Here is a 21,352-nt window from a genome sequence, read left to right as displayed (position 1 = left end):
TCTTGGCAGGTTGTAGATTGGCTTAATCAATAGACCTCTCCAGAAATAAAAAATCAACGACGCTTTCATCAGGGTTCCAAACTTATTTTTGGAGAGGTTCAATCATTATATAAGACCAAGACACACCGTAAGTCCAATGACCAGGGAGCACTACCACAACCAACAAGTCGTCACAGTGGATAGACAACTAGGAGTTCAACTCATGAAAAAAACTTACAACGCACCCAAGCTGACAAATCACGGAAGTGTGGAAGCAATCACCCAACTATTTGGACCGGGGTCAAGAAAGGATTTCCTCATTTTCACCGGTAATCCGAATGGCGTTGCCCCCGGTACTGTCGTGAGTGGTACCACTGGTTCTACAGACGCGGATATCGTACCTCAGGGCAGCTATACACCGAAATAACCCTAGAGTAATATTCAAAAATTTGATTGAATATCACTCTGGATGCATAAACTCGGACTTACTTCAAAAAGCAAATCATTTTTTCTGCTGCTAGTAGTTCATCGGATTAATTATGAGCCTTGTATAAGTTCGTAGTAAGGACTTTAGTCCTAGACTATTTGAGCGAAGACAGGGCTCACTACCAAGCCTTTAAAACTAATGCGATAGACCACTAGAGCAGTGATCTTGGTTTGTGGTTTGACTACAACTCGATCATGTAGTAAGTCCAACATTTTGGCTGGTTGTGGCTTTGGTTCTTGCGGTCTCTACCGCTACCAAGCCACACTCTAAGTCCAAGCATTAAGAGCACTTAAGGAAAATAGTTCTACAGCAACAATCTTTGGATTGAGTTTATAACACTTGTATGACTGCATCGATTGCTATGTGAAGAACAGTAGATTTCTGGTTTGTCGCTGTAGCAATTTAACCGGCATATCATAGCGATTTTGTAGTAAATAAAGTTGTACAATTGCTGACAACTTAAGCCTCCATCCCCACATTGCCGAAACACCCTGAAGATATGAAACTTTATCACGCCTACAATATATGCATTGCTTCAGAACTGCCCCTGCCAGAGCTGATGCAGAGCGAAGGCAAGCCAGACGTGATTGTGCAGTTTGGCAAAATCAATGATACAAGGGAGACACAACATGATGGCGGTAACACTTTTCAAGGAGAAGTGGCAGAAGTAGGCAAGTTTTTCATTCAAAGGGGACGTGAAGTTGTCATTGATCCTGTTTTAGGAGTCGAAGAAGCTCTCCTGCGCACTATACTTTTGGGTCCTATACTATCTATACTGCTTCGGCAACGGGGACTGCTAGTTCTCCATGCTAGCTGTGTGGATATCAACAATAAGGCTGTAGCATTTATGGGTGGTTCAGGCTGGGGTAAGTCAACTTTGGCAGCAGCTTTCCATACCAAGGGATATGACATATTAACAGATGACGTCATGCCTATCGAATTTGTTTCAGATTCCCCGATTGTCATTCCTGCCTATCCTCAGTTCAAACTTTTTCCAGAAGCAGTAGCTTCTCTGGGACAAGATACTGAGAGGTTATCTCCAGTTTTTCAAAATTCACCCAAACTTTCCTACAAATTTGAACGTGGTTTCCAACAAACTCCCTTACCGCTTCAGCGGATTTATGTCCTGGATAAAGGAAGCGCTCACAAGATTACTAAGTTACAACCCCAAGAAGCCTTTGTCGAGTTAGTGCGTCATACTCGTGCCATTAGCTTAGTGACAAATCCACAATTTGTGACTTCCCATATGCGTCTTTGTTCTGAACTTATTAAGAATGTAACTTTTTGTCGCTTCACTCGCAAACCCTCCCTGACAGACTTACCAGAACTTGTAAAGTTAATTGAGGATGACCTGGCACAAATCAACACTAAAGATTTTGACCAAAAAATGATAGCGAGAGTTCCCTAGCTACAACATTTAGTTATCTGTTATCCGTCAAATAAACTCGAACTGTATTCACTATCCCTAACTCAGGGGGGTTTTAGGTTGTTTAGGAAACTCCGTGGCGCAAATACAATACTATCTCATCTACACAAAACTTTCAGCTTGGTCTGGGCAGCGTCACACTACTGGACTGTAGCTTGGATGATCATGCTGCTGGTTCAAGGATTGTTGCCAGCAATCTCTATTACCCTAACCCGACAGTTGGTTAATAATCTGGTAGTAGTTGCTGGAGGTGGCTTTTCTTGGGAAAGTCTTCAGAAAATTTTGATGCCAATAGGGTTAATGGCAAGTATCTTGCTTTTGGGGGAGTTTTTTAATGCTTGTGCTGAATGGATTCGTACAGCTCAGTCAGAATTAGTAAACGACTACATAAGTGGTTTGATTCATAAACAATCACTGACTGTCGATTATGGCTTTTATGAATACTCAGAGTTTAATGACAAGCTTAACCGCGCCAGGGAGGGAGCGAGTGGGCGATCGCTTGCTTTACTAGAAAGTACTGGCAGTTTATTGCAAAACAGCGTGACTTTATTTGCTGTAGCAGCAATCTTGATTCCCTACGGTTTTTGGCTCCCCTTGCTTTTAGTCATCAGTGCCTTTCCTGCATTCTATATATTGATGTATTTAAATAAAGTTCAGTATAACTGGTCGCAGCGGACTACGACTGCTCGCCGATGGCTAGGATATTATGATTGGCTATTGACTAATAACTCCACGGCGGCGGAAGTGCGGTTGTTTGACTTTGGTGATTACTTCCAGTCGTCTTATAAGAAGTTGCGTCAGCAACTCCGACACGAACAACTCAGGCTGTTGAGGCAGCAAACTTTGGGTCGCTTCGCAGCTACCATCATCGCATTAGCTATGTTGGGTTTTGCTGTGTTCTGGATGGGACGGCAAGTATTGCTGGGAGTTTTAACTTTAGGGGATTTAGCTGTATTTTTACAGGCGCTTGGTGAGGCACAAGGCGTTATTAAGACATTGTTAGGTAATCTGGGGCAAATTTACCGTAATAGCTTATTCATTGGTAACTTATTTGAATTTTTACAAATCCAACCTAAAATTGTAGACCCGCCCAATCCTTTGCCGATACCCTCAATACTCACGCAGGGAATTGAATTTCGGCAAGTCACCTTCCGCTATCCTGGCACAGAAGAACCAGTATTGGATAACTTTAACCTGGTGCTGCCAGCAGGCAAAATTGTGGCGATTGTTGGTGATAACGGTGCTGGAAAAAGTACGCTCATCAAGCTCTTATGCCGCTTCTATGACCCTGACTCAGGAAGCATTGAACTAGACGGCACAAATATACGCGAGTTCCCAGTAAATAAATTCCGCAGGTTAATTACTGTTTTGTTCCAGTCTCATATTCCCTACTACACCACAGCTGGAGAAAATATTGCTTTGGGTGATATATGGGCAGCGTCAAATCAGGCAGAGATTGAAGCAGCTGCTAAAGCATCGGGTATTCATGATAAAATTATGCGCTTGCCCCGAGGCTATAACACAATGTTGGGTAAGTTGTTTCCTGAGGGAAGTGAGTTAAGCGGGGGTCAATGGCAGCGTCTGGCACTGGCACGGGCATTTTTTAGACGCGCCCAAATTATTATTTTGGATGAACCTACAAGTGCAATGGACCCTTGGGCTGAACACGACTGGCTAGAAAGATTTCGCACATTGGCAAGCGATCGCACTGCCATTGTGATTACTCACCGCTTTACCTTGGCAATGCAAGCAGACATCATTCACGTTATGCGTGCTGGCGAGATTGTAGAATCTGGAAACCATGACGAATTACTTGCTTTGGATGGTTTTTATGCCAAATCTTGGTTCGACCAAATGCAAATGACTAGTGAAAGTTCAAGTGTAGAGAGTGGAGTTGTTTAGGTACGCCATTTCAAATCGGTCAACATCAAATAAACTTATTCCTCATTTCGGATGAAAACTTTATCTAAACTTAATATAAAAAATCAGGCAATTCATGCTGTCCCCGAGATAGAGCTTATTTTGTGTTGTGTTCGTCCACAAGTTGATGATGCTACTACTGCACGTATCAAAAGCTTGGTCAAAGAAAATAACATCGACTGGCAAAAATTCGTTCAAAAAGCACACAGCTATAGTGTGGTGTCCCTTGTTTATACGCGCCTCAACACCATTTGCCCAGAGTTTGTACCAGAACCTACTCTAGCTGAACTTCGTAGTTTTTTTCAGGCGATCGCTGCGCGCAACTTGTTTTTAACAGGAGAACTCGTCAAACTCCTAAGTTTAATGCAAGAGCAAGGGATTGTAGCAGTGCCTTACAAAGGTCCAGTTTTAGCGTCTTTAATATACGGTAACGTCGCTCTGCGACAGTTCGGAGATTTAGACATTATCGTTGAACAGAAAGATATTTTTGCAGTTAAGAAACTGCTGCTGGCTCAAGGATACCGATGCAAAGTTAATATGACGTATGCAGAGGAAATTGCCTATCTGCAATGCAAAACTCAGCATACGTATGACTTTATTCATGATGATAAACAAATTTTTATAGAAGTTCATTGGCGAATTGCACCAAAATATGTATCTCCCATCGAACCTCAACACTTATGGAAAGACTTGGAACCATTCTCCTTAGCGGGTACAACTGTATCTAACCTACCTAACGAAGACTGGTTACCAATTCTATGTGTACACGCATCTAGACACATCTGGACACGTTTAGCATGCCTATGCGATATTGCTACACTTATTCAAAATAACCCTAACCTGAATTGGGAGAAAGTGCTGAAACAAGCTAACGCCTGGGGCTGTAGACGGATACTCTTTCTAGGGCTTTTTTTGGCGCATCATCTTTTGGAAGTTGTTTTGCCAGAGGAAATTTGGCAGCAGGTGAAAGCTGAGCGTAGGGTAACTACTCTCCTACCCCAAGTGTACAATCAACTTTTTCATGAGGTTACGAGTTCAGATAGATTTCTCGGCAGAACTTTGTACCATATACAAATCAGGGAACGCTTGCAGGACAAAGTTTTGTATTTCCAATCTTTCTTTTACTGGTTGATGACTGCTCGCACCTCAGGTGAATTCTAGGGAACTGTTTGCATCTGCATTCAGGTGTAAAGAGCGCTCACGTGCTTGACGAGCAATCTGCCGCTCCTGCCATTGCAGACCAATCAAAAAAGCCACAGTAAGAGTTTGACCAGCCTCTTCCATCTGAGTAAAAATTAGACCGAAGACAAACATAGTGAGTATCAACAGCCGGGAAAAGTCATCTTGGGCAAGACGACTCCATAGGATATAACCAAGATACAGATAAGCCCCTAGACCTAAAAACCCTAAGTCTCCCCAGATGCCAACCCAGGTGAATAAAGGCATGAACATTGAGGACGAAAGAGCAAGCCAACTAGCGTTTACAACTGTCCAGCTTTCCATGCTTACAGGATGAGTTGTAGCCCCTAGCGGAGCCAGCAGATCCCAATAATCCCGGAAAAACCACCCTCCTAATCGGCTAACGGTATGACCGGGACCAAGACCTAACAACCAATTTAAGGGTGACTTATAGTAAGAAAGGATAATGCGAATTCCTGCCAATTTAAGATTAACAGCCTCACCATCTGGACCGTAAAGATCTGTCCTAGAAAACCAAAGTTTAAAACCATCTAAGCCTGGTATGTCTAGGTTTTGCACAGCCCAATAAAAACTTAAAAGAAAGATAACTATGCCTATAAAATACATTAGCACCTTACCAAAATTGTGGATTTTAGTAAATGACAAAAGTACCCAGGCTACCACAAATACAACCAATACTTGCTTCGAGTCGGAAATTAACATCTGATAAAACGCAGCGAGTAACCAAAATACACGCATCCAAATAGAAACCGTCTTAGCGTTCAGAAAATAGTACAAAGCAACGGCTATTGAAACGGAACAAGATACATAACCGCCAGCTCCTGACAAATAGAATACCCCTTGAATAGCGTCCTGGGGAGTGTATTGAGCAACGCTAAGCCTACCTGCGTCTATAAGAGGTTTCTGGATCAAAGCCACCAATAGGTTAATCAGGGCAGAACCTAGTAGCCAAGCTCTCAATTTTTTAAAACTTGCTGTCGTTAGGGGGATACAAACTATCGCCAGCAGGAGCAGGAAAGGCTCAATAAGTATCATGAAACCCAAGAATACATTAATCACACCTGCCTTATTCCAAAGGGCACTGGCAATCATGATCCCAAAAAAGAGCAGACAAGCAGTTATAAGTTCCCATGAAATTGCAATTTGCTTCTTATCCTTCGTTGGGGTCTTAATTATCGCAACCAGGAAAGCAAATGGAACAAGCAAAAAATGTAAAAAATTGATGGCTTTAGGGGCACCTGCTGCACTAATAATGCGGGGGAAAAAAGCAGTAGCAAAGGCTGTTATTATTAACGTTAAACTGGTAATATATAATTCTTTTTTTGGTTTGAAAAACTGTTTGTTCACGGAGTTGCTATTGTACATGCTTTGACAAGCTTGTTAGTTTCAATTGATTTTTAGACGATAACAGTCATAATTCAAAAAATATATAAATATTCAGTATTAATGAAAATCATTTTAATATAGAGTACAAATTTAAATATTGATGTGCTATTTTTTCTTTTGAAAAACGATAATCAGGAGAAATATTATCATCATGAGGCTGAGTCAGGGAGCAAATAATAGCTTGTGAAAGATTTTGGACGCGATCGCCTTGTAGTTCAAAATAAGTGCAGTTAGATGAGCCGATTTCTCTAAAGATCGGAATATCTGAGCAGACTACTTTACACGAAAGATATAGTGCCTCAGCTAGTGGTAGGCAAAAGCCTTCTGATGAAGAAGGCACTACTAAAAGTTCACTATTTTGATACAGCCAACACAGTTCATCATCATCTATTGATGAAAGCATTAGCACGCGATCTTGTAGAGAAAGTGCCCGTATTTGTTGACAAATATTTTCCGTTTCAGGTCCTGAGCTACCAACAAGAATAAGCTTAGTTGAACCTTTTAGCTGATTATTTTTTATCAGTAGAGAATATGCCTGTATTAAAATATCTAGGTTCTTGTTCTTGCGATGCTGAGCAACAGAAAGTAAGAAAGGAGCATTAATACTACTCTCTATAGCATTAGGAATTCTTGGTTCAAGATGACTGAAATCTACATAGTTATAAACTACAGTAGTTTTTTTTCGCTGTTCAATACCTGGAAAATAATTTTTTAGATATTCCAATGTACGTTTTGATACGCATGATAATCCATCGCTATTGTTGATACATTGTTTCAAGAATAATTGATTAAATATAACATTTGGATAGCCAAAATTTTCCGGACACTCATAGGGATACATATCATGAATGGTGGAAACGACTGGGCAGGGAAAAAGTGAGCGAACAAATGGAAGTGGAAATGAAAGATGGACGATATCACAATGGAGTTGTTTGGCAAGTTTTGGTAAATTGAATAAAAACCAGATATTTCTAGAAACTGAGTTATTTTTAATGTCTACGCTAAATAATTTTATTTTATCTGAATAAATAGTAAAAGATTTTTCAAAGTAATCTTTTTGCCATGCTCCTACAACTAAGGTAACTTTGGTAACTTGGTCAGTATCCGCAAGACATTGAGCGAGATTTACAGCATGTCTACAAACACCAGTTGGTTTTGAAGGTCTGTGTAGAGCAGAAATCAGGATATGCATATGGGAAATAATCAATTAATGACATTTTTTATGTTATTTAACTTTTCTGCTATATAGCTACCAACCGCAGTCTCTGAACATTTATTTTTCCACCAATCTAATGATTCTTTGTGTAGTTTTTTCATCAAATAACTGTCTTTGCTCAAATTCTCTACTATTTCCTCTAGTTTATTCCAATCCTCTATCTGAATAGCAGGTGAACCATCATAAAACCATCGTGAAGGTAATGTCTCTGCTATGACAACGCAGCCATACCTCAATGCCTCAAAAAAACGAAATGTTTCAAAAGAACTCCCTCTGGGAACTAGGCATATTTTGGCATCCATTAGCTTTTCAGAGTATGTTTTTGCTGCTATGTTCCTTGCTCCTTGATAACCGAAGCTAGGCGTAAGTGATAATTCAACTTTAACCTCTGGATATTTTTCTTGAATTTTATAGACACTCGAAACCATTTGTTTTCGAGCAAGAATTTTTGGAGTTTGAAGCCAATGCCTTATAGACCACAGAGGATATGACTTGAAGGCTACACTTCCAGCAAAAAACACATCATTGGATCGTTCTTCTATATCCTTAATTGGTAAATCTAATTGATTGAAGTATCCCAAAGGAATATCATATATACATGGCAACTTGTCGTTCGACTTTGAGTATCTAAATTGCTGAAACCTGTAATTAAGTAAGCTTGGTAAGCGAATAAACCAGTTCTTCAGAAATTGAAGCAGGGTTAGCAAGTTAAGGAAAGACGGTCTGAGGAGAGGGTTAAAACCGAGTTCTGGAGAGATACCATAGGACTTGAATACAGCTCGTACTTTATGAAAGTATTTTGGTATACGACACCATTCATCTCCCAGCACAACGGCAACAACATTTTGCCCATAGGATGGAAGTTCATCGATACTCCAAGTAAGATAGAATATTAAACCTCTTTCCTTCAAACTACTTTCCATCGCCTCAAAAACTTTGCCGAAATAAATACAATCAGCATTAACTTTTTCATCAGCCTCAGGGATATTCCAAGGAATTGGATTCAAAGGTGTTTGCTGTCCACAGATAAAAAATTGATTGGAAAGCTGAGCTACACACATACAGTTATACTTCCTTTGCCAAAATCGTTTCTATCGAAAAGCGAAAATATGTAACTTAAATGTGCAGTCTTTTTATTAGGCTAATCTAGGCTTGAAGATAAAGTTACAAACATATGTCTTTCCTAAGGAGGAGAGACCTACATAATTTTTTCTGTCTTGGTGTTCTTTGACAGAAAAGTCATCCAAGCTCCTGAGTTTTCCGTCCAGAAGAAAGTAACCTTCATAGCCCAAAGCCTGAATCTGGGAAAATACTTCAGATATATCCTTATTGATATGTCTTTGCTCAATTTCAATCAGAAGATTTGGTCGTTGCTGCTTTAATAAATTAGTTGCTCCTGCAATCACTAGTTCTTCGTGTCCCTCAACATCGATTTTTACGAAGCCAACATTAGTGTGTTCTTGGTCGTCGAGCCGTTTGAGTGGAACCTCAAATGTCCTGACTGGTCCTGTGACAATCTGTTGTTGCAGAGATCCAAGTTGGTCGTATGCAAAATTATCAATAACTGGTATTGATAAAGTTGCTTGCCCTTCCCTATCGGACAAAGCTATAGAATAGCTAGTTACATTGGAGCAACCAGATTGGGCAATAAACTTTGCAAGTTCCGGATTGGGTTCGTAGGCAAATACCTGACGTGAGAGTCGAGATAGAAAATATGTATATACGCCCTTATTTGCACCAATATCGATACTGCTCTTCTTGGGATCAACGAGCGATTTGAGGATTCTAAGCTCAGGCTCTCCCTTTCGGTAATGCATTATGGACATCAAACGGATAACTACCCACGGAGGTAATAACCTTCTGAGAAACTGTTTTCCAAGCATCATAGTTAGATTGACTTCCTCTACGAACCTTATTACAGGTATAACCTGCACATTAGCTACACTCATTTTGTAGTGCTGTTTAGCTAAGCATCACATAGCTTCCAGCAATATTCATGCTAACTGCACCACTTCATCACTTACCTTGAAATTGGCGCATTACTTTGAGTAATAATGGATTATCATATACTGTGTTTTTGATAGATGATTTAAGTTGATTACCCAAAGAATAGTCTGGCTGGTTTCGATAGAAATTGACTCCTTTGTAAGTTTTATAGCTAATATAATCTTTTGTTTTAAAAAGATTACCAAATTGATATCCTGATGGAATGTAGTGTGCAGTTAAAGACTTTCTAGAAAAGCGATTATCAATTGTTGGTAAAGCACCATGAATCGTTTTTGAATTCCAAAAGAGAACATCCCCTTTGTTCAAATCTGGGGCTTTGATATCTTGTTCATGAGCATCTACATATTCTTTGATTCGATCCAACCACTCACTATGAGATAGATTAGGTTTGTCACTGTGAAAATCAGGGTTTTTGTTTGATTTTGGCAGTACATAGAACCGACCAGCCCTTTCATCGATATCTTCCAACGCTATCCAGGCAGCAATTAAATGTCCATTAGGTACGGTGTCTAAATACCACCAGTCTTGATGTGGTTGTGTTTCGGTGTTTGCGTCAAACAGCATCGTTTGCATCAAATTAAAGGAGTCAGAACCAGTTACCTGTTTCAGTGCATCCTGAATCTGGTCACTGCAATATATTTCCTTAGCAGTATCGCTAAATTCAGGATACTTGTCATAGTCATGAATATCTAAAAAAGACTGTTTGACGTAGCCAAATTCATTAAGCTGATTCACTTCATATTGGCTGGTACTCTGTCTAAAAAACGGATAGGTTGATGGAAGAATTTTCTGAAGATACAAATCTAGCAATTTCTCAATTAATTGCTGGGGTATCAAATTACGAAAAACAACGTAGCCATTCTCTTCATAGTATGATTGAGTATCCATCTGAAATTTCTCCTTTTTCAATTAATGAACACTATTTTTTTGTTTATTAAGAAGCTACTCTAGATGAGTCGCGACTAGATATTTTTCGTACCTGCTACGCTTTGGTTCATAGAAAAAGCCTGAAAACCTTATTCTGTAGTTTTATCTGCAATTTAGAAGTATCAACTCTTACTACATTTTCAGAGGTAACCTGTGAAGTCCGGATATTTTTGGCAGTCAATCAATGCTGCAAGTTTTACTTTCTCGTTTATATGCTAGCTTGCAGTTTTGCTAATGAGAGGTTATTTTGACTTACTGGAACTGAGTGCAGCTGTATCAAATTCTTTCAACTTGAAAACCTGTTGTTGATTATAAATTTCTTCATACAGCTGTGCTAGATGACTCGCTTTGACTTCCCAGTCAAACATTTCACTCACCCTTCTGCGCCCTGCTTCACCCATTCTTACACGCAGATCTGAGTCCTTAGCCAGACTTACCATCCCCTTGGAGAGATCCCGCACCGCTTGCTCAGGAGTGTGGGCAGGAACTTTAAAGCCAGTTTGCTCTGTTACCTGAACAGCTGGTCCTCCCAAATCCAAGCAGAGTACTGGACGACCTGCTGCCATTGCTTCCAAGCAAACCCATCCTCCAGAGTCATGTAAGCTTGGATGAACCAATGCAGTACACTCGCCTAGCTTACGCAGAGTTTCTTCCCGTGGTAGCTTGTTCCAAAACTTGACTTGCTGTGCAATGCCTAGCTTGTCAGCTAGACATTGAAGTCTTTTCTTCTCAGGTCCATCCCCAAAAACCCAATACTCAGCATCAGGCAACTTGGCTTGAGCAAATGCACGTAGCCCCAAGTGAAATCCTTTCCAGTGCAAAAGTCTGCCAACACTAGCAAACCTCACTTGTGAATCGCTAGACATACTGCACTGGGCAAGACGAGCGATTTCTTCTCTAGGTAAACCTGACTCTGAATAAACCTGTACATTCCTGGCACCCATTTTGCGAACTCGTGCTGCCGTGTCCTCGGTGGTTGCCTTAGCTAAAACGCTTCGCTGAGCGGTAAGGCGGGCGAAGGGGTCAGATTCAAATACCCAACAGGCAAGCATACGTACAGTTTCGTGAATTTTATTACTTAGGCTGAAATCTTGCCAAAAAGCCCTTGGCGCGAATTCACCCCCACCCACCGGACCCCAGATGAATGGAATAGGAAGTAAGCATAAAAAGCTAGGTCTTGAATACTTTACAAAAGTTACATGGTGGGCGAGGTCGAAGCCTATTTGACGGTGGAGGCGACGAGCTACAAAATAAGCTTGAATTTGCCAGAGGTAGTAGTGGAGTTGCATTGCTCCAAACTTCCACTTCCACCCACCACCCCAAATTGGCAGGGTGAAGTAAATAAAGTGCAGGTTAGGGATTGGGTTACGGGCTAGCTCTGCTTCAATGACTTCTCTACCTTCATCAGGTCGAGTTAGTACCCAGACCTCATGATACTTGGCGACTGCCCGAACAAAATTCCAGCCTACTCCAGGCTCAGAACCCTTACCTGGTTCGCACGAGTAGGCGGACATTAGAATTTTCATACTTAGAGCGCCTCTTCAAAATAGATAAAACAACCAGAAGTATTAAGCTTTAACAGAAATACATTCGTGCAAGAATTTTGTAGCAATTTAGTTTTAAGTATTTGCTACCCTAAGTCTTAGCAACTACTTGTAATTGTTTTTTATATAAAATTTTTTCATATATTTCAGCAATTTTCTCTGCACTTCTTTCCCAAGTAAATGACTTAACTCTTGCCAGTCCCTTTTCTACCAACTCCTGATAGTAAACAGGGTTTTTATGAAGATGACACACTGCATCAGCTATTGCTTGATAATTAGTAGGCTCTACTAAAATACCTGCATCTCCTGCCACTTCAGGCATAGCTGAAACATTCGAGGTGATTACTGGAGTTCCACAAGCCATCGCCTCCAGAATAGTCATGCCAAATCCTTCATAAAGTGAAGGTGCTAGTAGCATATCTGCAGCACTATAGATTTGAATCAAAGTAGATTTATCTGGTTTACCTAAGTAACTAATATGCTTTTCAAGACCTTGATTATTTATGATTTTTTTTTGCTCATCGGTAAAGTCTGCACCTACCTTCCAAAAATGGAAAGGTAGTCCTCGTTGCTGCAATGTTTGTATTGCTATGAGAATGTTAGAAATATTTTTACGCGGATGAATTGCACCAACATTAAGTAAACAAATTGTATCAGGCGAAATGCCATATTTTTGACGTATAGCCGCAACTTGTGTTTTGGACGATGGTTGAAATATAGCGTCAACAGCGTTAGGAATTACCGAAATACGTGCTGGCTCAATATTCAATATTTGAGTTGTATCTTTGGCTGTAGCAGAAGAGACGGCAACAATATGGTCGGCATACTGCATACCTTTCACAGAGTGTTTCCAGAAAGCTGTACTGATGATTGGCAGTTGTACTGAAGTTTGGAGATTACCGGGGTAGGAAAAGTTGATTAAGTCATGACAGGTTACGACAACGGGTTTACCTCTCTTCCTCAAGCCATAAACAATATGAGCTTCGCAGGGTTCGATGATGTGAAAGATGTCGGCTGCTTGCCGCTCTACCATCTTTGGAAAGCGCCAGAAACGCTCGTAGTTTTTCCTGATTCTGACAGACAAAGAGCTACTGGTTCTGTCCACGGGTACTGGTCTGAACTCAGCAATCTGCCAATTTGGTCGAACAACTTTTAGCCCTGCAATAACACCTTCCGTATGGGCATCTATGCTAGGTTCGGGCATTGTACGCACGATCGCTACACGCATTGCTAATTTCTCATAATCCAAACAACATCAAAACCATCCTGAGCAGATTCCTGTGTCAATTTTTCCTAACTCATGGCATACTGCCTACTTTTGTGATTGAGCAGTGTTTGCCACAAGCTAAGCAACCGCTCCGCAATCCGTTCGTGTGTGTAATCCTGATACACTCTAGTCATGCAATAGCGTCCAGTTTCTTCCCACCACTCTGGTTCACGGATCATGCGCTCCAAAATTGCCGCTAGTCCCTGAGCATCTCCTTCTGGAAACACTAAATCCGGTCGCCCAATTACGTTGGGAATTTCGCCAGAACTAGAACCAATCACTGGCACACCCATTGCCATTGCTTCAATCAGCACATGACCAAACTGCTCTTTCCAAGTTGGCGCAGTCCGTGAGGGCAAAACTAGGACATCAAATTTGCTGATTTCTTCGGGGGCTTTGTGGTGAGGTACTCCTCCTCGCCAAGTAACCAAATCGGCAATTTGCTGCTTTTGCGCCTCCTGCCTCAAAGCTTCTTCACCAGAACCGGAACCGCAGAGGGTAACCCGGCACTTGAGTCCTTGCTGTTGGAGTTGGCGGACAGCTGCAAATATGATATCAACACCCTTTTCAGGTACTAACCGTCCTAAAAAACCAATGTGAAATTCATCATTTGTCCGCTCAGGCGATGTCTGACGACAAGCCGCTTCTCGTGGCGGAGACGCTGCGCTAACGCGTCTACGCATACTAGCAGCAAAAAACTGAGTGTCTACTCCCATCTGGGGCATGACTTCAACTAACCCGTTGTAGCCCCATTGACGCAGCAAATCTGCCCCGTCACGATTCCCAGCAATAATCAACTTTGCCGTACTCATCACGAATTGACGAACCCAATAGCGTGGAAGCGGCAGTTGTCGATCCATGTTTTCCCATCCAAACATGACTAGAGGCTTACCTGTAAGCCTGCTCCAAATTGCAAGCTCCAAGGCACAAAGGGAGAATACTTCTTCCTCAACCTGCACTATATCTGGTTGAAAGTCGTTCAGCACCCGCCAAATTTTCCAAGGTGCATAGATGTGAGCGCCCCCTTTACCAGCAAAGAGGACCGGTGCTGAATAGGTTTTGATATTGGGGTAGGGTGTTTCTAGTGGAAGTAGGCGATTCCACTCTAATGCTTTCCAGTTGCTAGGAGCCAGCAAACCTACTTTAGTTCCAGTTTCGGCGATCGCCTGAAGCTTTCCCTGATTTACACCGACTACATAAGCGTGACTGATAAAAAGTACGCGTAGGGATGAAGTGGTCATTACACCTTTTCTCCTCTTTGGTACATAGGTGATTGGAAATCTGAACGCTTAAGCACTAGCTTCCGCCGCTTGAAAAACATAAATACCTCGAGCGAAAGTGCATTGTGTATTTCTTTGCTTATTGTGTTGATGCCTTAAAGAATTGCCACCTCAAGCGTCTCACTAAGCGTTTCAGGGGACTTACACCATACACCTGATTAAATAGAATTGTAAAAAGTACATCAGGTAGATCCCATTGGAATAACCACCTCTTAGGATTAAACCAGTTAAACTGGGTATCAAACTGGGGGTGAGTAATGAGTTGTTGATGTGCCTTTCTGCGCTCAACCTTGCATGCATCTTTCAGGCGGGTAATTATGTAAAGATCGTGGCAGATTCCTATGCTGGACTGTAAATCTGTTAGCTTCTGTGCAATCTCTGAACCATAAACATCTGTCAGCAGCCGTTTCTGCTCTTGATGCACACGCGCATGAGAAGCTTGCTCCCGCTCAAAGAAATCTGCTGTCGAAGTCGATTGACTGGAAGTGTTTTTTCCGTGCAAACGAAACTTAGTTAGCACTTCCGGTACAGATTTGATTACCGTTAATAATACACCAACAGAGATCATCAGAGAATCTGCATTACGCAAAAACGCTTGATTAATTGGAAATATGTAGTTAGCAACTTCGCGTCGAATACTGAGTGCAGAAGCTGGCGGTATGTTGCCAACATGTCCACCATTTTGCAGAGCAAATGGTGCCATCCATCCGGAAGCCAAACTCTCAAACATCGGTGTCGATTTTATAAAGTTGCCATCCCCATCAACTTGAATCACATTGTGAATTACAAAACCGCACTGTGGGTCAGACCTAAATTTCTGTACTACCCTTTCCAACTTGTTAGGCATCCAGAGATCATCCGCATCTAATATACAGACAATCTCCCCCTTACTTTGCCGATATGCTGTATTCAAAGCGGTAGCAACTCCTCCATTTTGCTTGCGAATCAGCTTAATCCTGGGGTCTTTCTGAACATAGGTTTCTATGACTTCACAGGAGTTGTCGGTAGAGCCATCATCACAAACGATTACTTCAAAATGTAGGTAGGTTTGACAAAGAACACTTTCTAAAGTTTCACTGATATATTTGGCATAGTTGTAGTTGGCAACCAACACTGAAACCAATGGATTATCAGGAAGTTGGGGCAGTTTAATGGGTTGTAGTTTTTCAGTTTGCAGTTCTTGCATACGTTGCTCCTTGTACTTCAATTAACCCTTGATTTGAGTGTCATTTATTTTAGTATTCAGGCTACTTGATTATGACTTTGCTACAAGATCCCATGAATTTCTCACCATTGTAAATTAGGATAATAACACCAATCATACTTGGCTGATTTTGGATTTTAAGAGCATTTTTTAATAGAATGGCGATAAAGGTAGGTAAATAATTACCGTGTTACTACTGGAATCTTCTGTAACCTCTAGAAGAATCAGGATTAATCGGAAAAAATCTTTATGTAATTTTGTAAAGTTTTTGTAAAGACTGTTGGTATAGAGCTGTTTAACGACCAGAAGAGCGAGCCACTGAGGCGGTCAGTAGACCTCTAAACCTTGATTTCCTGGACAAAAGTAGATAAATTATGCAAAAGAATACCCATCTCGTTTATACACTAGACGGCAGTGTTTGCAATTAGGTGTACTGAAGTCAAACCTTCCTGTGGCTCTAACCGCAATTTCTACATGAACACCTTTTTTCCATACTTATTCCCAAGCTTGACAGATTTGTATAAATCAGCATAGTATCATACCTGCGTGGTCATAGGAAAAGGAGAATAACAACCCATGGTAGACATGCTAACTTCTCCCCAAGCTTCAAACCAGATGTTGCTAGATCTGAAAGCTCTATTTAATGGGGGAGGCCTGAAATCTCAGGATGCGTATAGCTCCATGGGTGCATCACCGGTATCGACTTGGACTGATATTAGTAATGGACTAATGCAGCCTAGTAACCCCAATCAGCCCTTTGCTCCGGCCGTTAAAGACACCACCGTACCCAGTGCAGCTGGACCTGTTGCTCAAAGTACTTCTCCCGTCTATGACTCCGGTACCAGCGATAGCCTAATCGGCAACTTGAGTGACAGTTTTCCTCAAGCCAGAGCTGCCTCTATCGGATCAGATTCAACTGTGTCCGACCCAAAGCAAAGCAGCAATACAACTCAAGAAGGTCCGATGATTTTTCCAGACGCCTTCATGAAGAGCATCCTTGACTACGGCGCTATACCTGATGATGGCATCGACGATACTGCTGCTATCCAAAGAGCGCTTGACGATGGGCGGCGTGATGCTAACGGCAACCCGTTATTTAGTGTACCCGATCAGTACAACGGTCTGCCCAAAGCACTTTACTTGCCAGCTGGTACGTATGACGTGAGCGATACAATCGATTGGGTCGGTTGTAACGTTACCCTCCAAGGTCAGGGCAGTGGCAAGACCGTCATCCGACTCAAGGATAATGCAGCAGGCTTCAGCGACCCTGCTGCCCCCAAGGCAGTTATTCAAACGCAGGATGGCAACATGGCTTTCCGCCAGAACATCTGGAATCTCAGTGTTAACACTGGGAAAAACAATTCTGCTGCCATCGGCATCGACTACGTTTCCAACAACGTAGGCTCAATGAAGGATGTGACGATTAAATCCGAAGACGGCAAAGGTTTTGTTGGTCTCGGGATGGATCGCAACTGGCCAGGTCCGTGTCTGATTAAAGATGTTCAGATTGACGGCTTTGATTATGGCATTCGGGTTAATTCTACCGAGTATGGTCCGACTTTCGAGAAGATTACTCTAAACAACCAGCGAGTAGCAGCTATTCACAACGTTGACGGCGCACTAACGATCCGCAAACTGTACAGTAACAACTCCGTACCAGTGATTAAGCAAAACAGTTGGGCTGGTATGGTTACCTTACTGGATGCCGACTTGCGAGGGGGCGCACCCAACATTAGCGCCATTGAAACCGAAGGTCAACTCTACGCACGTAACATCACCTCCAGTGGCTACCAGTCAGCGATTAAGTTGCAAGGCGTGGTGGTTCCTGGCGCAACGCAGACCGAATATGCCTCGAATACCTCCCAGTTATTCGACAGTCCGAAGAAGTCTCTCAACTTACCAATCAAGGAGACTCCGGAGTATCACGACAACAATATGGATAACTGGGCACGCTTTGACGCTGGGGCGTACGGTGATACCAGTAGGCTTCAGTCAGTGCTCAACTCTGGTAAGTCCACAATCTACTTCCCCTTCGATCACCTTGCATATGAAGGTCCTGTACAACGAGAAAAGAAGGGTGTCTACTTCTCCTATAACGAAACCGTAGTAACGGTTCCCGCATCGGTCAAGCGCATTATTGGGTTTTCATCGGTGGTCAATGGGCACGGCGAGGGCAAAAACGGCGGCGGCATTAAGTTTGTGGTCGAGGGTGATAGTTCAGATCCGCTCATTATTGAGCAGTTTGGCTATGGAGTGAAAGTGGAGCAAAAATCATCGCGACCGGTAGCGCTTAAGCATGGGAACTATAAATACACCTCAAGCCCTGGTGCAGGTGACTTATTCCTTGAGGACGTAAATATTGAACCCCTTTATGTTCAGCCTAATCAGAACGTTTGGGCACGACAACTCAATGACGAATACGACGGCGGCACCAAAATCGTCAATAACGGCGGCAATATCTGGATTCTGGGACTCAAGACGGAACACGATGGCTCAGTTCTCGAAACGCGGAACGGCGGGAAGAGTGAATTGCTGGGAGGGGTGATCAATACGGCGCATAAATTTTCTGCTCAAGAGAAGCAGCAACCAGCATTCATTAGCAACGACTCAAGCACCTCGCTGGTTTATCGCCTGATCAACTACGATCCAGACTACACCTACGACATCCAAATCGAGGAGACGCGCAAAGGAGAGAAGCGTCAGTTTTTGACAAACAAGTCTCTTTTGACCGGCAACAAAATCCCCGAGCTGGTGCCGCTGTTTACAGGGTATTGATAATAACCAATCAACAACACTTGTTCAGCCAGAGTTGGTTGTCCGAAATATTCGGTTTCAGTACCATAAGAGAGTAGCTCCGCTACTAAAGCGGAGCTACTCTTTATCTGATGTTATTTGTCCCTACATGGACGCTATCTCTTTCTCAAATACACCAAGTGCTCGAACCACTGCTTGATCCGTGTCGTAGTACTTGTTATCTGCAAGTCGTCCTGCAAACAGTACTGTACCGTTAAATTTCTCTACTTCTTTAAGGTAAATCTCCAGAGCAGCCTTGGTTCATGTCGCTACACCCTTTAGGGTGACGGCTACTGTTAACCGAGGAGTATTGGGTAGTTAAGTATCCGTGTTGCCACTAAACTTTACTGTAAATATTAGAAGAGTCTGGATGATGACCAAAAGATTTGTATATATATTATGTAAAGCCTTTGTAAAATCTGATCCTACAGATTAGGTGTAATGACCAACTTGTAACGGAAGCGAGGATATTCCTCAAGGGTTGGGCTAAACCTGCTCAAATCTGCCCAATCTTCATTAAATTTATGAGCGTGAGGATACGGAATTGGGGCGGCAGTGGTGCGGGTATTTATACAAAAACCCCTCAACACCCAACGATCCAAGGCGCACCACTTGCCTTGCATTGGGCAGATTTGAGTAACGAGGCGTGAAGGGGCTAACCGCCTTCAGGCGATCGCAGCGCTTCAGTGAGTAAAAATATGCAGAGAAAATCTTATTGTTCGTTAGCTAGTATGACATGGAGGTTTGGCCTCGCTTGTCTTGTTCTTCTTACGTCTTGCTTCTTCTTCTTTAAATGTGTGAACTCCGTCACCGGCGATAAATTCTTCCCAAAAGCCATCGCCATCAATGTCAAAACTCAGTACGGAGCCAAAGGCGACGGAATTACTGACGACACTAAGGCGATTCGTAAAGCCATCCGGGAAAACCACAGAAAACCCATCTACTTTCCCGCCGGCACCTATCTTGTCAGCGATCGCCTTGAGTACCGGAACGTCAACGGAAAGTTCGAGGCATTCACGTGGATTCAGGGACAAAATCGGGCTACCACGACTATTCGCTTGAAGAACAATGCCCCTGGTTACGCTGACCCCGCCAATCCAAAGGCGGTGATATACGCGGCGTCCTCAAACGACGGACACTATGTAAGCAAGGAATATTTGGAAAGAGGCGAAGGAAACCAGGCATTTGCAAACTATGTCGAGGACATCACAATCGATACCGGGAATAACCGTGGAGCGATCGCGCTTGACTACCTTGCAAGCAACCTCGGCGCTGTCCGCAACGTGACGCTGCGTGGCAAAGGGGTTGTTGGGCTTGACATGAGTCGAGGCTTAATGGGTCCCGCTCTCATCAAGAACCTTCTCGTCAAAGGCTTCGACTACGGCATCCGGGTCTATTCGGGAGCAAGCTACGGCGTGACGCTTGAACACATTACGCTTGACAACCAACGTAAGGTCGGAATTGAGAACCAAGACAACGTCCTTGCAATACGAGACCTCTCAAGCACCAACAGCGTCCCGGCAGTTCGGAACAACAGCGCCGTTGGCTTGATTGCGCTTGTTGACGGCAACCTCCAAGGCGGCAACTCTTCGGTAAGCGCGATTGAGAACAACAACGACGGTCGCCTCTTCGTCAGAAATGTTCGGACGTCCGGGTACCGATCAGCCATCAAGCAAAACGGTCAGGTGGTCAAAAAGATGACGGTGAGCGAGTACACATCGAGTGCTCCGTTTACGCTCTTCCCCAACTCACCGAAGACCTCGCTTAACCTTCCTGTCGAGGAGCCGCCGGCCTACCACGACAACAACCTGTCGAACTGGGCGAACGTCGAGGACTTTGGCGCACGAAAATGGGCAGACAACAATAAAGTTGACAGCACGGATGCATTTCAAAAGGCTCTCGACTCTGGCAAGTCCACTGTATACATCCCACTCGGCACGTACTCCATACAACGCACGTTACATATAAGGAAGAATGTGCGGAGAATTATCGGGAGCAACGCCACGCTTGCTCCAACCGGGGAGGCGTTTGCGAACAAAGACAATCCGCAGCCGCTATTCCGCATCGAGAACGGAGCGCCTCAAGCAGTGACAATCGAGCATATCTGGATCAATTCGAACTCCCCTCACCCCGGATTCATAGGGTTCGAGCAGGCAACGTCCCGAACCCTCTTCCTCAAGGATATCCAATGCGGCACGCCGTCTTTTAAGTACACGTTCCGCAACACCAAAGGCGTGGGCAAGCTATTTATTGAGGATGTGAGCGCCATCGGGTGGCAGTTCGAGCATCCGCAACGAGTGTGGGCACGACAGTTTGATCCTGAAGGCAGCGTAAGGAGGGTCTTCAACAACGGCGGAGCGCTTTGGATATTAGGATTCAAGACTGAAGGATACCTAAACACGATCATCCACACGACAGGAAGAGGCGCGACTGAACTTCTCGGAGGCGCTCTCTACTACAACGTAAACGTCTCACCGACTGACGTGGCGTTCATCAACAACAACTCGCGCGTCTCGCTCTCCTACGGAACGGTAGGTTTCGGAGTAACCCAGAGCAAAATTCACGTTCGAGAGACTCGTGGTTCCAAAACTCGCGACCTCATCCAAGACAAACTCCTCTGGCGCGGTGAAGGACGAGCCGTGCCGCTCTACGTCGGTCGATAAAAAACATCACTCATCAGTAATATCAGAAAGTAGCTCCGCTTTGCTAGTGGAGC

At 43.2% G+C, this 21,352-nt stretch carries 17 protein-coding genes and 1 pseudogene; 8 read left to right on the top strand and 10 right to left on the bottom strand.

Annotated elements, in window-relative coordinates:
- Positions 1 to 136: 136 nt before the first annotated feature.
- From V5G28_RS23805 to V5G28_RS23790, 4 genes are all read left to right on the top strand, one after another.
- Positions 137 to 406: a lasso peptide gene (locus V5G28_RS23805; protein ID WP_332989666.1), complete on the top strand. Its 270-nt coding sequence runs from the start codon at positions 137 to 139 to the stop codon at positions 404 to 406.
- A 559-nt stretch (positions 407 to 965) separates the two neighbouring features.
- Entirely contained in the window at positions 966 to 1,874 is a 909-nt protein-coding gene (locus tag V5G28_RS23800; RefSeq protein WP_332989664.1) for a hypothetical protein, read from the top strand.
- A 78-nt stretch (positions 1,875 to 1,952) separates the two neighbouring features.
- On the top strand, positions 1,953 to 3,794 hold the full coding sequence (locus V5G28_RS23795; RefSeq protein WP_332989662.1) for an ABC transporter ATP-binding protein: 1,842 nt from the start codon (positions 1,953 to 1,955) through the stop codon (positions 3,792 to 3,794).
- Between the two features lie 51 nt (positions 3,795 to 3,845).
- The gene (locus tag V5G28_RS23790; protein ID WP_332989659.1) at positions 3,846 to 4,973 is read left to right on the top strand and encodes a nucleotidyltransferase domain-containing protein; all 1,128 of its coding nucleotides are present in this window, start codon (positions 3,846 to 3,848) and stop codon (positions 4,971 to 4,973) included.
- Here the strand turns inward: V5G28_RS23790 and V5G28_RS23785 are convergent.
- Positions 4,959 to 6,047 carry a hypothetical protein gene (locus tag V5G28_RS23785; protein WP_336231305.1) on the bottom strand — a complete coding sequence of 363 codons (1,089 nt, stop codon included), beginning with the start codon at positions 6,045 to 6,047 and terminating at the stop codon, positions 4,959 to 4,961. The two genes, V5G28_RS23790 and V5G28_RS23785, sit on opposite strands and share 15 nt — an antisense overlap.
- Between V5G28_RS23785 and V5G28_RS23780 the strand changes: the two genes are divergently transcribed.
- The gene (locus V5G28_RS23780) at positions 6,046 to 6,384 is read left to right on the top strand and encodes a hypothetical protein (RefSeq protein ID WP_336231304.1); all 339 of its coding nucleotides are present in this window, start codon (positions 6,046 to 6,048) and stop codon (positions 6,382 to 6,384) included. The two genes, V5G28_RS23785 and V5G28_RS23780, sit on opposite strands and share 2 nt — an antisense overlap.
- Before the next feature lie 81 nt (positions 6,385 to 6,465).
- Here the strand turns inward: V5G28_RS23780 and V5G28_RS23775 are convergent, their stop codons facing one another.
- From V5G28_RS23775 to V5G28_RS23740, 8 genes are all read right to left on the bottom strand, one after another.
- Entirely contained in the window at positions 6,466 to 7,590 is a 1,125-nt protein-coding gene (locus V5G28_RS23775; protein WP_332989655.1) for a glycosyltransferase family 4 protein, read from the bottom strand.
- 11 nt (positions 7,591 to 7,601) lie between these two features.
- Positions 7,602 to 8,675, bottom strand: coding sequence for a glycosyltransferase family 1 protein (locus tag V5G28_RS23770; protein WP_332989653.1), 1,074 nt, complete (start codon positions 8,673 to 8,675; stop codon positions 7,602 to 7,604).
- A 75-nt stretch (positions 8,676 to 8,750) separates the two neighbouring features.
- Positions 8,751 to 9,563: an FkbM family methyltransferase gene (locus tag V5G28_RS23765; RefSeq protein ID WP_096563545.1), complete on the bottom strand. Its 813-nt coding sequence runs from the start codon at positions 9,561 to 9,563 to the stop codon at positions 8,751 to 8,753.
- A gap of 67 nt (positions 9,564 to 9,630) precedes the next feature.
- Entirely contained in the window at positions 9,631 to 10,509 is an 879-nt protein-coding gene (locus tag V5G28_RS23760; protein WP_096563546.1) for a phytanoyl-CoA dioxygenase family protein, read from the bottom strand.
- A gap of 281 nt (positions 10,510 to 10,790) precedes the next feature.
- The gene (locus V5G28_RS23755; protein ID WP_332989649.1) at positions 10,791 to 12,074 is read right to left on the bottom strand and encodes a glycosyltransferase family 4 protein; all 1,284 of its coding nucleotides are present in this window, start codon (positions 12,072 to 12,074) and stop codon (positions 10,791 to 10,793) included.
- A gap of 109 nt (positions 12,075 to 12,183) precedes the next feature.
- Positions 12,184 to 13,320, bottom strand: coding sequence for a glycosyltransferase family 4 protein (locus tag V5G28_RS23750; RefSeq protein WP_332989647.1), 1,137 nt, complete (start codon positions 13,318 to 13,320; stop codon positions 12,184 to 12,186).
- A gap of 65 nt (positions 13,321 to 13,385) precedes the next feature.
- Complete coding sequence (locus tag V5G28_RS23745) at positions 13,386 to 14,600, bottom strand: glycosyltransferase (protein WP_332989645.1); 1,215 nt, start codon at positions 14,598 to 14,600, stop codon at positions 13,386 to 13,388.
- Between the two features lie 118 nt (positions 14,601 to 14,718).
- The gene (locus V5G28_RS23740) at positions 14,719 to 15,825 is read right to left on the bottom strand and encodes a glycosyltransferase family 2 protein (RefSeq protein ID WP_096563550.1); all 1,107 of its coding nucleotides are present in this window, start codon (positions 15,823 to 15,825) and stop codon (positions 14,719 to 14,721) included.
- 594 nt (positions 15,826 to 16,419) lie between these two features.
- Here V5G28_RS23740 and V5G28_RS23735 point away from each other — a divergent pair.
- On the top strand, positions 16,420 to 18,618 hold the full coding sequence (locus tag V5G28_RS23735) for a glycosyl hydrolase family 28-related protein (protein WP_332989642.1): 2,199 nt from the start codon (positions 16,420 to 16,422) through the stop codon (positions 18,616 to 18,618).
- Between the two features lie 123 nt (positions 18,619 to 18,741).
- Here V5G28_RS23735 and V5G28_RS23730 read toward each other — a convergent pair.
- Positions 18,742 to 18,885, bottom strand: a pseudogene (locus V5G28_RS23730) (UDP-galactopyranose mutase); the annotation flags it as partial.
- 275 nt (positions 18,886 to 19,160) lie between these two features.
- On the opposite strand from V5G28_RS23730, the gene V5G28_RS23725 reads away from it, so the two are divergent.
- Positions 19,161 to 19,286 (top strand): hypothetical protein, encoded by a 126-nt coding sequence (locus V5G28_RS23725; protein WP_332989640.1) that lies wholly within the window; start codon positions 19,161 to 19,163, stop codon positions 19,284 to 19,286.
- Between the two features lie 147 nt (positions 19,287 to 19,433).
- A complete protein-coding gene (locus V5G28_RS23720; protein ID WP_332989638.1) occupies positions 19,434 to 21,299 on the top strand; it encodes a glycosyl hydrolase family 28-related protein in 1,866 nt (621 codons plus the stop codon).
- The last annotated feature ends 53 nt before the right edge of the window (positions 21,300 to 21,352 follow it).

It is taken from the genome of Scytonema sp. PRP1, from assembly GCF_036697665.2.
GTDB lineage: Bacteria > Cyanobacteriota > Cyanobacteriia > Cyanobacteriales > Nostocaceae > Kalymmatonema > Kalymmatonema gypsitolerans.
The sequence above is the reverse complement of the archived record's forward strand: the minus strand, read 5'-3'. Positions and strand labels throughout refer to the sequence as shown.

Coding starts and splice junctions, on each gene's coding strand:
- V5G28_RS23805 (WP_332989666.1), top strand. CDS start 137: ATGACCAGGGAGCACTACCACAACCAACAAGTCGTCACAGTGGATAGA.
- V5G28_RS23800 (WP_332989664.1), top strand. CDS start 966: ATGAAACTTTATCACGCCTACAATATATGCATTGCTTCAGAACTGCCC.
- V5G28_RS23790 (WP_332989659.1), top strand. CDS start 3,846: ATGAAAACTTTATCTAAACTTAATATAAAAAATCAGGCAATTCATGCT.
- V5G28_RS23780 (WP_336231304.1), top strand. CDS start 6,046: ATGAAACCCAAGAATACATTAATCACACCTGCCTTATTCCAAAGGGCA.
- V5G28_RS23785 (WP_336231305.1), bottom strand. CDS start 6,047: ATGATACTTATTGAGCCTTTCCTGCTCCTGCTGGCGATAGTTTGTATC.
- V5G28_RS23775 (WP_332989655.1), bottom strand. CDS start 7,590: ATGCATATCCTGATTTCTGCTCTACACAGACCTTCAAAACCAACTGGT.
- V5G28_RS23770 (WP_332989653.1), bottom strand. CDS start 8,675: ATGTGTGTAGCTCAGCTTTCCAATCAATTTTTTATCTGTGGACAGCAA.
- V5G28_RS23765 (WP_096563545.1), bottom strand. CDS start 9,563: ATGAGTGTAGCTAATGTGCAGGTTATACCTGTAATAAGGTTCGTAGAG.
- V5G28_RS23760 (WP_096563546.1), bottom strand. CDS start 10,509: ATGGATACTCAATCATACTATGAAGAGAATGGCTACGTTGTTTTTCGT.
- V5G28_RS23755 (WP_332989649.1), bottom strand. CDS start 12,074: ATGAAAATTCTAATGTCCGCCTACTCGTGCGAACCAGGTAAGGGTTCT.
- V5G28_RS23750 (WP_332989647.1), bottom strand. CDS start 13,320: ATGCGTGTAGCGATCGTGCGTACAATGCCCGAACCTAGCATAGATGCC.
- V5G28_RS23745 (WP_332989645.1), bottom strand. CDS start 14,600: ATGACCACTTCATCCCTACGCGTACTTTTTATCAGTCACGCTTATGTA.
- V5G28_RS23740 (WP_096563550.1), bottom strand. CDS start 15,825: ATGCAAGAACTGCAAACTGAAAAACTACAACCCATTAAACTGCCCCAA.
- V5G28_RS23735 (WP_332989642.1), top strand. CDS start 16,420: ATGGTAGACATGCTAACTTCTCCCCAAGCTTCAAACCAGATGTTGCTA.
- V5G28_RS23725 (WP_332989640.1), top strand. CDS start 19,161: ATGAGCGTGAGGATACGGAATTGGGGCGGCAGTGGTGCGGGTATTTAT.